Source organism: Pseudomonas sp. LB3P31 (assembly GCF_054897945.1).
The window spans coordinates 1,444,687-1,457,146 of sequence record NZ_CM142710.1; the positions used below are offsets into that span (position 1 = coordinate 1,444,687).

Here is a 12,460-nt window from a genome sequence, read left to right on the forward strand (position 1 = left end):
CGTATCATTGCGCCACTGCAACACCCTTTATGACCGCGGTCGGCATGTACTGACCGAGGCATTTTTCCACTGCCGTGGGATGCAATGATGAGCAACCAGATTCCGGTACACGACGTCACGCCACCCTCAAAGAACGCGAACAACAGCGTCGACCTCTACGCCTCTCGAGAAAAGATCTACACCCGTGCTTTCACCGGCATCTTCCGCAACCTGCGGATGATGGGCGGCGCATTGCTGTTCCTGCTGTATTTCGGCACGGTCTGGCTGAACTGGGGTGGGCACCAGGCGGTCTGGTGGAACCTGCCGGAGCGTAAGTTCTTCATCTTTGGCGCGACCTTCTGGCCCCAGGATTTCATTCTGCTGTCCGGCATCCTGATCGTCAGCGCCTTCGGCCTGTTTTTCATTACCGTATATGCCGGGCGAGTCTGGTGCGGTTATACCTGCCCGCAGAGCGTCTGGACCTGGATCTTCATGTGGTGCGAGAAGGTCACCGAGGGTGATCGCAACCAGCGCATCAAGCTGGACAAGGCGCCGATGAGCGCCAACAAGTTCGTGCGCAAACTCGGCAAACACTCGATGTGGCTGTTGATCGGCTTTGTCACCGGCATGACCTTTGTCGGGTATTTCTCGCCGATCCGCGAGTTGACCATCGATTTCTTCACCGGCCAGGCAGATGGCTGGTCGTATTTCTGGGTGGGTTTTTTCACCCTCGCCACCTACGGCAACGCCGGCTGGTTGCGCGAGCAGGTGTGCATCTACATGTGCCCGTATGCGCGGTTCCAGAGCGTGATGTTCGACAAGGACACGCTGATCGTCTCCTACGACCCGCGCCGTGGTGAAGCTCGCGGCCCACGCAAGAAAGGCATCGACTACAAGGCCCAGGGCCTGGGCGACTGCATCGACTGCACCATGTGCGTCCAGGTGTGCCCGACCGGCATCGACATTCGTGACGGCCTGCAGATCGAGTGCATCGGCTGCGCGGCCTGTATTGATGCCTGCGACAGCATCATGGACAAGATGGAATATCCGCGCGGGCTGATCAGCTACACCACCGAGCACAACCTGTCCGGGCAGAAAACCAACAAGCTGCGCCCACGCCTGATCGGTTATGCCGTGGTGTTGCTGGCGATGATCGGCTTGCTGATGGCGGCCTTTTTCATGCGCTCGCTGGTGGGTTTCGACGTCAGCAAGGACCGCGTGCTGTACCGCGAGAACGCCGAAGGCCGGATCGAGAACGTCTACAGCCTGAAGATCATGAACAAGGACCAGCGCGACCATACCTACCTGCTCGAAGCCACCGGCCTGCCGGACTTGAGGTTGCAGGGCCGGCGGGAGATCAAGGTCGCCGCTGGAGAGATATTCAGCCAGCCGGTGGAGCTGTCCAGTGCACCGGAGCAATTGCCATCGAGCACCAACGAGGTGAAATTTATCCTCAAGGATGCCGATGACGACAGCGTCCACGTTGAAGCCAAGAGCCGGTTCATCGGCCCACAAATTCGTTGAGAGAAGTGAACATGCCTGCAGCAAACACTACGAGCCCCTGGTACAAGCACCTATGGCCGTGGATCATCATCGGCATCCTGGCCTGCTCGGTGACCCTGACCCTGTCGATGGTGACCATCGCGGTGAAAAACCCGGACAACCTGGTTAACGACAACTATTACGAGGCCGGCAAGGGCATCAACCGCTCCCTCGACCGTGAACTGCTGGCGCAAACCCTGAAGCTGCGGGCCAGCGTGCACCTGGACGGTGTGACCGGCGAAGTCGACCTGCACCTGAGCGGCGACAGCCAGCCGAAAACCCTGGAACTGAACCTGATCTCGCCGACCCAGCCGGAGAAGGATCGCAAGATCATCCTGGCTCACAGTGATACCGAGGCGGGTCGCTACATTGGCCAGGTAAACGACAAGGTTGAAGGGCGTCGGTTTGTCGAGCTGCTGGGGGTGGAGAATGACCAGACCTGGCGCATGTTCGAGGAAGAACAGGTCAGCCATGACAAGGACCTGCTGCTGGGCGACGAGCCGCTACAGGGTGCGGAAGACCTGAAGAAATAAACACCCTGCGCAGGCTGCTCACAGGAGCCCTGTAGGAGCCCTGTAGGAGCTGTCGAGTGAAACGAGGCTGCGATCTTTTGATCTTGCTCTTGAAAAAACAACATCAAAAGATCGCAGCCTCGTTTCACTCGACAGCTCCTACAGACCCGGCGCATCCGACAAGTTCGACAGGCATCAGCTCTCCCCGGACGACATAGATTTTCCTCATGACCACACCAACCCCCTGCTACCACTGCGCCCTGCCCGTCCCAACTGGCAGCCGCTTTACCGCCGCCGTCCTCGGGGAAACCCGCGAGTTCTGCTGCCCGGGGTGTCAGGCCGTGGCCGAAGCTATCGTCGCCGGGGGCCTGGACAGTTATTACCAGCATCGCAGCGAGGCATCGGCCAACCCCGAAACCTTGCCCGTGCAACTGGTGGACGAACTGGCGCTGTACGACCGGCCTGACGTCCAGGCTCCGTTCGTGCGTCATGAGGGCGAACTGGCCGAGACCACCCTGCTGATGGAAGGCATCAGTTGCGCGGCCTGCGGCTGGTTGATCGAAAAACACCTGCGCACCTTGCCCGGCGTCGCCGAAGCCCGGCTCAATCTGTCGAATCACCGCCTGCATGTGCGCTGGGCCGATGCGCAGTTGCCGCTGAGCCAGGTGCTCAGCGAGTTGCGCCACATCGGCTACGCCGCCCACCCCTATCAGGCCGACCGCGCCAGCGAACAACTGGCCAGCGAAAATCGCCTGGCCCTGCGCCAGCTTGGCGTCGCCGGCCTGCTGTGGTTCCAGGCGATGATGGCGACCATGGCCACCTGGCCGGAATTCAACATCGACCTCAGCCCCGAGCTGCACACCATCCTGCGCTGGGTCGCGCTGTTCCTCACCACGCCGATTGTGTTCTACAGCTGTGCGCCATTCTTCAAGGGCGCCATGCGCGACCTGCGCACCCGCCACCTGACCATGGACGTCTCGGTGTCGCTGGCGATTGGCGGTGCCTACATTGCCGGGATCTGGACCGCGATCACAGGCACAGGCGAGCTGTATTTCGATGCAGTGGGCATGTTTGCGCTGTTCCTGCTGGCGGGTCGTTACCTGGAGCGCCGCGCCCGGGAACGCACGGCCGCCGCCACCGCGCAGTTGGTCAACCTGTTGCCTGCTTCATGCCTGCGGCTCGGTGCCGATGGCCAGAGCGAGCGCATCCTGCTCAGTGAACTGCGGGTGGGTGATCAGGTGCTGGTGCATCCCGGTGCGATCCTGCCGGCTGACGGCAAGATTCTTGATGGGCAGTCGAGCGTCGACGAGTCCCTGCTAACTGGCGAATATTTACCGCAGCCGCGCACCCTGGGCGATGCGGTCACCGCCGGCACGCTGAACGTCGAAGGCGCGCTGACGGTGGAGGTGTTGGCGCTGGGCCAGGACACTCGGTTGTCGGCGATCGTGCGTTTGCTCGATCGCGCCCAGGCGGAAAAACCGCGCCTGGCGGAGATCGCCGACCGTGCCGCGCAGTGGTTTCTACTGCTGTCGCTGATTGCAGCCGCCGTCATCGGCCTGGTGTGGTGGGAGCTGGACAGTTCGCGGGCGTTCTGGATTGTGTTGGCGATGCTCGTGGCGACCTGCCCGTGCGCCTTGTCCCTGGCCACGCCGACTGCGCTCACGGCCGCCACCGGAACCTTGCACAAGCTGGGCCTGCTGCTGACTCGCGGCCACGTTCTCGAGGGCCTGAACCAGATCGACACGGTGATTTTCGACAAGACCGGCACGCTCACCGAAGGGCGTCTGGCGCTGCGTTCGATCCGCCCGCTTGGCGCCCTCGACAGCGACCAGTGCCTGGGCCTGGCCGCCGCCCTGGAAAACCGCTCCGAACACCCGATCGCCCGGGCATTTGGCCGGGCACCGCTGGCCGCCGAAGAAGTGCACAGCACACCGGGGTTGGGACTTGAAGGGCTGGTCGGCGAGCAACGCCTGCGCATCGGCCAGCCGGGTTTTGTCTGCGAGCTCAGTGGCGCAGCGGTGCCGGTCATGCCCGATGAAGCCGGGCAATGGCTGCTGCTCGGCGACAGCCACGGGCCCCTGGCGTGGTTCGTCCTCGACGACCGTTTGCGTGCGGATGCGCCGGCGCTGCTGGCTGCCTGCAAAGCGCGGGGCTGGCGCACGCTGCTGCTGTCCGGTGACAGTTCGCCGATGGTCGCCGGTGTTGCCGCCGAGCTGGGTATCGACGAAGCCCGTGGTGGCTTGCGCCCTGACGACAAATTGCAGGTGCTGCAACAGCTGCACCGGGAAGGTCGCAAGGTGTTGATGCTCGGTGACGGGGTCAATGACGTGCCGGTGCTTGCGGCTGCCGATATCAGCGTCGCCATGGGCTCGGCCACTGACCTGGCGAAGACCAGCGCCGATGCCGTGCTGCTGTCGAACCGCCTGGACGCCCTGGTACAGGCCTTCAGCCTGGCGCGCCGGACCCGTCGGGTGATCGTCGAGAATCTATTGTGGGCCGGGTTGTACAATGGCCTCATGTTGCCCTTCGCTGCCCTCGGCTGGATCACTCCAGTGTGGGCTGCGGTGGGCATGTCCATCAGTTCGTTGACCGTGGTGCTGAACGCCCTGCGCCTGACTCGCCTGCCGAGCACGCCCGCCCTCAGCGCCACGCCAGAAACCCGCCCGCTGCCGGCCTGAGCCGCGCGGGCATGGAGTAACCCATGCCAGCCTTATACGTGATGATCCCGGCCGCGCTGCTGATCGTGGGCATTGCGATCTATATCTTCTTCTGGGCTGTCGACAGCGGCCAGTACGACGACCTCGACGGCCCGGCCCACAGCATCCTGTTCGACGACCAGGACCCAAAGCACACCGCAGCGGTCGACGAAGCCAGTGGCCAGCCGGCCAAACCCGACGACAAGGCCCCGCCCCATGCTTGAGTTGGCACCCCTGCTGGTGTCCGCGCTGATCCTCGGCCTGCTCGGTGGCGGCCATTGCCTGGGCATGTGCGGCGGCTTGATGGGCGCCCTGACCCTGGCGATTCCCAAGGAGCAGCGCAGCCGGCGCTTTCGCTTGTTGCTGGCGTATAACCTGGGGCGAATTCTCAGCTACGCCACCGCAGGATTGTTAATCGGGTTGGCCGGCTGGGCGGTGGCCAACAGCCCGGCGGCGATGTTCATGCGGGTGATTGCCGGGTTGCTGCTGATCGCCATGGGTTTGTACCTGGCCGGCTGGTGGAGCGGCCTGACCCGCATCGAAAGCCTCGGTCGCGGCCTGTGGCGGCATATCCAGCCGGTTGCCAACAAACTCCTGCCGGTATCAAGCCTGCCCCGCGCCCTGCTGCTGGGCGCGCTGTGGGGCTGGCTGCCGTGCGGCCTGGTTTACAGCACGTTGTTATGGGCGGCGAGCCAGGGCAATGCGCTGGACAGTGCCTTGCTGATGCTCGCCTTCGGGCTGGGCACCTGGCCAGTGCTGCTAGCCACGGGGCTGGCGGCGGAGCGGGTGACGGCGTTGTTGCGCAAGCGCAGTGTGCGGATGGCGGGCGGGTTGCTGGTTGTGTTGTTTGGTATTTGGACGTTGCCGGGGCCGCATCAGCATTGGTTGATGGGGCATTAAAGCCAAGATCAAAAGATCGCAGCCTTCGGCAGCTCCTACATGGAATGTGCGTACACCCCTGTAGGAGCTGCCGAAGGCTGCGATCTTTTGATCTTAAAACCTTTTGATGCAAATCAACATGCCCCACCACCCCACCCCCTAGACTCGCCCACACTGCCAGCCTTTCCGGGGGAACGCCCGCATGATGCTCGACGCCATTCGTTGGGACACCGATCTGATCCGCCGTTACGACCTGGCGGGACCGCGCTACACCTCCTATCCGACCGCTGTGCAATTTGACGCAAACGTCGGCACCTTCGACCTGTTCCACGCGCTGCGCGACAGCCGCAAGGCCATGCGCCCGCTGTCGCTGTACGTGCACGTGCCGTTTTGCGCGAACATTTGCTACTACTGCGCCTGCAACAAGGTCATCACCAAGGACCGTGGCCGGGCCCAGCCCTATCTGCAGCGCCTGGAGCAGGAAATCCAGCTGATTGCCTGTCACCTCGACCCGGCGCAGAAGGTCGAGCAATTGCACTTTGGCGGCGGCACCCCGACTTTCCTCAGTCACGACGAGCTGCGCCAGCTGATGGCGCACCTGCGCAAACATTTCAACCTGCTCGACGATGACTCCGGCGACTACGGCATCGAAATCGATCCGCGCGAAGCCGACTGGTCGACCATGGGCCTGTTGCGGGAACTGGGGTTCAACCGGGTCAGCATCGGGCTGCAAGACCTCGATCCTGCGGTACAACGAGCGGTCAATCGCCTGCAGAGTCTGGAAGAAACCCGCGCAGTGATCGACGCCGCGCGCACCCTGCAGTTTCGCTCGATCAATATCGACCTGATCTACGGCCTCCCAAAACAGACCCCGGAGAACTTTGCCCGCACGGTCGAAGAAGTCATTGCGCTGCAACCGGATCGGCTGTCGGTGTTCAACTACGCCCACCTGCCCGAACGCTTCATGCCCCAGCGAAGGATCAATACCAACGAGCTGCCTACTCCGGCGCAAAAACTCGAGATGCTGCAGCGCACCATCGAGCAACTGACCGCCGCCGGTTATCGCTACATTGGCATGGACCACTTCGCCCTGCCCGACGACGAGCTGGCGATTGCCCAGGAAGAGTCGACCCTGCAGCGCAATTTCCAGGGCTACACCACCCATGGCCATTGCGATCTGATTGGCCTGGGCGTGTCGGCCATCAGCCAGATCGGCGACCTCTACTGCCAGAACAGCAGCGACCTGAACAACTATCAGAACGCCCTGGCCTCGGCGCAGTTGCCAACCAATCGCGGCCTGGTGTGCAACGCCGACGACCGGCTGCGGCGCGCGGTGATCCAGCAGCTGATCTGCTCGTTCAACCTGGAGTTTGTCGAGATAGAACAGACCTTCAACATCGATTTTCGCGGTTACTTCGGCGAGCTCTGGCCGCAGTTGCAGGGCATGGCCAAGGACGGCTTGATCGAGCTCGACAGCGACCGGCTCACTGTAACGCCCGCCGGGCGCTTGCTGGTGCGCTCGGTGTGCATGGTGTTCGACCGTTATCTTGACCAACAGAACCGCCAGCGTTTCTCCAAAGTGATCTAGAGGCCTGCGGCATAATTGCCGCAGGCTGGCCTGATAGTCCTCCGGTGGGTTACCCTTACGTCTTATGTGTGTTTTCCCACAAGGATTGAAGAAATGTCCGAGCCAGTTAAGCTGCGCGCTCATAACCAGGCCCACTGCAAGGATTGCAGCCTGGCCCCGCTGTGCCTTCCCCTGTCGCTGAACCTGGAAGACATGGATGCGCTGGACGAGATCGTCAAACGTGGCCGCCCGTTGAAAAAGGGCGAGTTCCTGTTCCGTCAGGGCGACACGTTTGATGCCGTCTATGCAGTACGCTCCGGCGCCCTGAAGACCTTCAGCCTCAGTGATGGCGGCGAAGAGCAACTCACCGGCTTCCACCTGCCGAGCGAACTGGTCGGCCTGTCGGGCATGGACACTGAAAAGCACCCGGTTTCCGCCCAAGCCATGGAAACCACCTCGGTGTGCGAGATTCCATTCGAGCGCCTCGACGAACTGGCCCTGCAGTTGCCGCAGCTGCGCCGCCAGCTGATGCGGGTGATGAGCCGCGAGATCCGCGACGATCAACAGATGATGTTGCTGCTGTCGAAAAAAACCGCCGACGAGCGCATCGCCACGTTCCTGGTCAACCTCTCGGCCCGTTTCCGCGCCCGCGGGTTCTCGGCCAACCAGTTCCGCCTGAGCATGTCGCGCAACGAGATCGGCAACTACCTGGGCCTGGCGGTGGAAACCGTGTCCCGGGTGTTCACGCGGTTCCAGCAGAACGAGCTGATTGCCGCTGAGGGCAAGGAAATCCACATCCTCGACCCGATTCAGCTGTGCGCCCTGGCTGGCGGTTCGATCGAAGGCTGATCCTGGCGACGGCGGTTGAGCGAAACAGTTCAGCCGCCGTTATACTGTGACGTTTGCAGCCTGCCAGGACACCTCGACGATGGTCTTCGACTCCTTCGACATCAAATCCCTGATCCGCCCCGTGATCGACTTTCCAAAGCCGGGCGTAATCTTTCGCGACATCACGCCGCTGTTCCAGTCGCCCACGGCCCTGCGCCTGGTGATGGACAGCTTCGCCCACCGTTACGTCGAGGCCGACTTCACGCACATCGGTGCGATGGACGCTCGTGGCTTCCTGATCGGTTCAGTGTTGGCCTACCAGTTAAACAAGCCGTTGGTGTTGTTCCGCAAGCAGGGCAAATTGCCAGCAGATGTGTTGGCCGAGGGTTACGCGACCGAATACGGCGAGGCGTTCCTGGAAGTGCACGCCGACAGCCTGTGCGAGGGTGACTCGGTGGTGATGTTTGACGACCTGATTGCTACGGGCGGGACGTTGATTGCCGCGGCCAACCTGATCCGCCGCATGGGCGCGCGGGTGCATGAGGCGGCGGCGATTATTGATTTGCCGGAGTTGGGTGGGTCGCAGAAGCTGGAAGATATGGGGATACCGACTTTTTGTCTGACGCAGTTTGCGTTGACTGATAAATAAGTCGGCGCCTGTTCGGACGCAATCGCGAGCAGGCTCACTCCTACAGGGATCTACAGTGGACGCTGGATTTGTGCTTGGCGCAGAACCACTGTAGGAGTGAGCCTGCTCGCGATAGCGCCATCAGCCACACCGCAAATCTCAAAGCCCCATCTGTTTACTGATAATCTCATTCATCACCTCCCGCGTCCCCCCGCCGATCGACAAGATCCGGTTATCCCGGTAAAGCCGCTCCACCAGGCTCTCGCGCATATACCCCAGCCCACCAAGCATTTGCACCGCATCGCTGGTAATGCGATCCGCCGTATCCGTGGCAAAATTCTTCGCCATGGAAATCTCCTTGATCACACTTTGCCCCGCCGCCATCTTCGCCGCCTGGCGGTAAGTGAATTCCCGGGACACTTCCAGCGCCGTGGCCATTTCGGCGAGGCGGTGCTTGAGCACCTGGAATTTGCCGATGGGTTTGCCGAATGCCTCGCGCTGCCTGGCCCATTTCAGGCTTTCCTCCAGCGCCAGCTGTGCGGTCATGTTGGCCATCAACGCCAGGGCCAGGCGCTCGCTCTGGAAATTGCCCATGATGCAGGCGAAGCCCATGTTCTCGGCGCCGATCAGATTTCCTACGGGCACACGGCAATCGTCGAAGAACAACTCGGCGGTGTCCGACGCCCACCAGCCCATTTTCTTCAGTTGCCGGCCAACGGTGAATCCGGGGGTGCCTTTCTCGATGAGCAGCAGGCTGATGCCGCCAAAACCACGGTCGCCGGTGCGCACCGCGACGGTGTAGAAGTCCGCGCGGATGCCGCTGGTGATAAAGGTCTTGCTGCCGTTGACGCGGTACACATCGCCATCGCGCACGGCGCGGGTTTGCAGGTTGGCCACGTCGGACCCACCGCTGGGCTCGGTGATGGCCAGGGCGCTGATTTTTTCGCCGCTGAGTACTTGCGGCACTACCCGGTCGCGCACTTCAGGTTTGGCCCATTTGATGATGGGTGGCAGGCCGATGTCCAGGGAACCGAGCCCCGCCACCAGGCCGCCGGACCCGCAGCGCATCAGCTCTTCGCTGGCGGCGATCTTGGCGAACAGGTCACCTTCATGGGAGCCGCCGAAGGCTTCGGGGTAGCCGATGCCGAGGATTCCTGCAGCGCCGGCTTTCAGATAGAGCTCGCGGGGGAAGCTTTCCGCTTCTTCCCACTGGTCGATGTCCGGAAGGATCTCGCGCTCGACGAAACGTCTGACGCTGTCGCGGACCAGTTGGTGGCTGGGATCGAAGTATTCCTGGAAGGCAGGCATCGGCGAACTCCACTGAAGGTTCAGGGAAGTTAACCGAGCGCTTGCTTGGTTTTCAATAGGAATGTGGTGAAACAGGTGAACCGAGGTGCGTTCATCGCGAGCAGGCTCGCTCCTACAGTTGGATATGCTGCGCACACTAACCCCTGTAGGAGTGAGCCTGCTCGCGATGGCGTCAGCCGGATCGACTCAAATTACAAAGCGATCGGCTTACGCCCGGCAAACGAATGCGCCAGCGTCCCGCCGTCTACCAGCTCCAGCTCACCCCCCAGAGGCACGCCGTGGGCGATGCGCGAGGCGATCAGGCCTTTGTTGTTGAGCAGCTGCGCGATGTAATGCGCCGTGGCCTCGCCTTCCACTGTCGGGTTTGTGGCCAGGATCACCTCGGCAAAGGTACCCGCCTCTTCGATCCGCGCCAGCAATTGCGGAATACCGATGGCCTCGGGACCCAAGCCATCCAGGGGCGACAGATGTCCCTTGAGCACAAAGTAGCGCCCGCGGAACCCGGTCTGCTCCACGGCATAAACATCCATCGGCCCTTCCACCACACACAGCAAGGTGTCATCGCGGCGGGTATCGGCGCACTGCGGGCACAGGTCTTCTTCGGTCAGCGTGCGGCACAGTCGGCAGTGACCAACGCCCTCCATGGCCCGGCTCAGCGCCGAAGCCAGGCGCGAGCCGCCGCTACGGTCGCGCTCGAGCAGCTGCAACGCCATGCGCTGGGCGGTTTTCTGACCAACACCCGGCAAGGTTCGCAGGGCATCGATCAGTTGGCGAATCAAAGGGCTGAAGCTCATGGGGAAACGTCCGACAAATCAACGAGACGCGGTTTATACCCGCGCCTCTCTTTAGCGTCAATTACTCAGTCCTGAGCAACCCGCACCACCAGTTTGCCGAAGTTGCGCCCTTCCAGTAGACCGATGAAGGCCTCGGGTGCGTTCTCCAGGCCATCGACCACGTCCTCGCGGAACTTGACCTTGCCATCGCGCACCCATGGCGCCATGGCGCTGATGAATTCCGGTTGGCGATCGCCGTAGTCATCGAACACGATAAAGCCCTGGATACGCACGCGCTTGGTCAGCAGGGTGCGTTGCAGTTGCGGTAGGCGATCCGGACCTGTCGGCGCTTCGTGAGCGTTGTAGCCGGCGATCAGGCCGCACAGCGGAATGCGCGCCTTGGCATTAAGCAACGGCAGCACCGCGTCGAAGACTTTGCCGCCGACGTTCTCGTAGTAGATGTCGACGCCGTTCGGGCAGGCCAGGGCCAGGTCTTCGGCAAACGTCGGGCTCTTGTGGTCGATGCAGGCATCAAAACCCAGTTCCTCGACCACATAGCGGCACTTCTCTGCCCCACCCGCCACACCGACTACGCGCAAGCCCTTGATTCTGGCCACCTGACCGACCACCGAACCTACCGCGCCAGATGCTGCCGCGACCACCAGGGTTTCGCCCGACTGCGGCTGGCCGATGTCCATCAAGCCCATGTAGGCGGTCATGCCGGGCATGCCAAGGACGCCCAGGGCCATTGACGGACTGGCCAGCCCGGACGGCACGGGAATGACGTTGCGGCCGTCACTGATGCTGTGGCTTTGCCAGCCTGTGGCGCCGACCACCAGATCGCCTTCCTGGAATTTTGGATTACGCGAGCGCTGGACCCGGCTGACAGCGCCGCCGGTCATGACTTCGTCGATTTCTACCGGAGCTGCGTAGGAAGGCGCGTCACTCATGCGCCCGCGCATGTAGGGGTCCAGCGACAGGTAGAGGGTCTGGAGCAGGATCTGACCGTCGGCCAGGTCGGGCAATGCCTCGCGCTCCAGGCGAAAATTCTCCGGCGTCGGCGCGCCGACCGGGCGGGAGGCCAGGACGATACGTTGGTTGAGGGTCAATGCGTCTGGCATTTGAGCTTCTCCTTTGATCGGTGAATTGGGCGGTATAGGGAGCAGACCTTTTTGGGGGTGGGGGGTTCGATGTTTCGTCAGGTGGATGGGGGTGAGTTCATCGCGGGCAAGCCTTGCTCCCACAGGATTGAGGTGATGGGATCCCAAAGGATTGAGGTGATCCTGTGGGAGCAAGGCTTGCCCGCGATGGCGGCACTACAGACAGAAACAAAAATGCCAGGCTCAACGCCTGGCATTTTTTTGTAGCTCATCCGACGCGCTTTGGCGAATCAGAATGGCAGTTTCATTCCCGGCGGCAGTTGCATGCCAGCGGTCATGCCGGACATTTTGTCCTGGCTGTTGGCTTCGATCTTGCGCACGGCGTCGTTGACGGCGGCGGCGAACACCGCCTCGAGCATTTCACGGTCGTCTTCGCTCAGGCCTTCGACCATGCTCGGATCGATGCTCACGCGCTTGACGTCGTGACGACCGGTCATCACCACGGTGACCATATCGCCGCCGGCTTTACCGGTGACTTCGGCGTTGGCCAGTTCTTCCTGCATCTTGGCCATTTTTTCCTGCATCTGCTGTGCCTGCTTCATCAGGCCGGCCATGCCACCTTTCATCATGGGAATCACCTCAAAAGTA

General features: G+C 62.0%; 12 protein-coding genes. 8 read left to right on the plus strand and 4 right to left on the minus strand.

Going from position 1 to position 12,460, the window contains the following annotated elements; translation table 11 throughout:
• Positions 1–87 precede the first annotated feature (87 nt).
• From ccoG to ACYZTK_RS06540, 8 genes are all read left to right on the plus strand, one after another.
• Positions 88–1,503 carry a cytochrome c oxidase accessory protein CcoG gene (gene ccoG / locus ACYZTK_RS06505; RefSeq protein ID WP_462013689.1) on the plus strand — a complete coding sequence of 472 codons (1,416 nt, stop codon included), beginning with the start codon at positions 88–90 and terminating at the stop codon, positions 1,501–1,503.
• Between the two features lie 11 nt (positions 1,504–1,514).
• On the plus strand, positions 1,515–2,054 hold the full coding sequence (locus tag ACYZTK_RS06510; RefSeq protein WP_462013690.1) for a FixH family protein: 540 nt from the start codon (positions 1,515–1,517) through the stop codon (positions 2,052–2,054).
• 206 nt (positions 2,055–2,260) lie between these two features.
• On the plus strand, positions 2,261–4,711 hold the full coding sequence (locus ACYZTK_RS06515) for a heavy metal translocating P-type ATPase (protein WP_462013691.1): 2,451 nt from the start codon (positions 2,261–2,263) through the stop codon (positions 4,709–4,711).
• A 23-nt stretch (positions 4,712–4,734) separates the two neighbouring features.
• Entirely contained in the window at positions 4,735–4,953 is a 219-nt protein-coding gene (gene ccoS, locus ACYZTK_RS06520; protein ID WP_462013692.1) for a cbb3-type cytochrome oxidase assembly protein CcoS, read from the plus strand.
• Positions 4,946–5,629, plus strand: a complete 684-nt coding sequence (locus ACYZTK_RS06525; protein ID WP_462013693.1) for a sulfite exporter TauE/SafE family protein — start codon at positions 4,946–4,948, stop codon at positions 5,627–5,629. Before ccoS ends, ACYZTK_RS06525 begins: the two co-directional genes overlap by 8 nt.
• A gap of 184 nt (positions 5,630–5,813) precedes the next feature.
• Positions 5,814–7,196 carry an oxygen-independent coproporphyrinogen III oxidase gene (gene hemN / locus ACYZTK_RS06530; protein WP_462014865.1) on the plus strand — a complete coding sequence of 461 codons (1,383 nt, stop codon included), beginning with the start codon at positions 5,814–5,816 and terminating at the stop codon, positions 7,194–7,196.
• Positions 7,197–7,289: 93 nt separating this feature from the next.
• Positions 7,290–8,024, plus strand: coding sequence for a fumarate/nitrate reduction transcriptional regulator Fnr (gene fnr, locus ACYZTK_RS06535; protein WP_462013694.1), 735 nt, complete (start codon positions 7,290–7,292; stop codon positions 8,022–8,024).
• Positions 8,025–8,103: 79 nt separating this feature from the next.
• Positions 8,104–8,652, plus strand: a complete 549-nt coding sequence (locus ACYZTK_RS06540; RefSeq protein ID WP_045060280.1) for an adenine phosphoribosyltransferase — start codon at positions 8,104–8,106, stop codon at positions 8,650–8,652.
• Positions 8,653–8,790: 138 nt separating this feature from the next.
• Here the strand turns inward: ACYZTK_RS06540 and ACYZTK_RS06545 are convergent, their stop codons facing one another.
• From ACYZTK_RS06545 to ACYZTK_RS06560, 4 genes are all read right to left on the minus strand, one after another.
• On the minus strand, positions 8,791–9,939 hold the full coding sequence (locus ACYZTK_RS06545; RefSeq protein ID WP_462013695.1) for an acyl-CoA dehydrogenase family protein: 1,149 nt from the start codon (positions 9,937–9,939) through the stop codon (positions 8,791–8,793).
• Positions 9,940–10,130: 191 nt separating this feature from the next.
• Positions 10,131–10,733, minus strand: coding sequence for a recombination mediator RecR (gene recR, locus ACYZTK_RS06550; protein WP_462013696.1), 603 nt, complete (start codon positions 10,731–10,733; stop codon positions 10,131–10,133).
• 65 nt (positions 10,734–10,798) lie between these two features.
• Positions 10,799–11,833 carry an NADP-dependent oxidoreductase gene (locus ACYZTK_RS06555; protein ID WP_462013697.1) on the minus strand — a complete coding sequence of 345 codons (1,035 nt, stop codon included), beginning with the start codon at positions 11,831–11,833 and terminating at the stop codon, positions 10,799–10,801.
• A gap of 269 nt (positions 11,834–12,102) precedes the next feature.
• Positions 12,103–12,441: a YbaB/EbfC family nucleoid-associated protein gene (locus ACYZTK_RS06560; protein WP_028621409.1), complete on the minus strand. Its 339-nt coding sequence runs from the start codon at positions 12,439–12,441 to the stop codon at positions 12,103–12,105.
• Between the last annotated feature and the right edge of the window lie 19 nt (positions 12,442–12,460).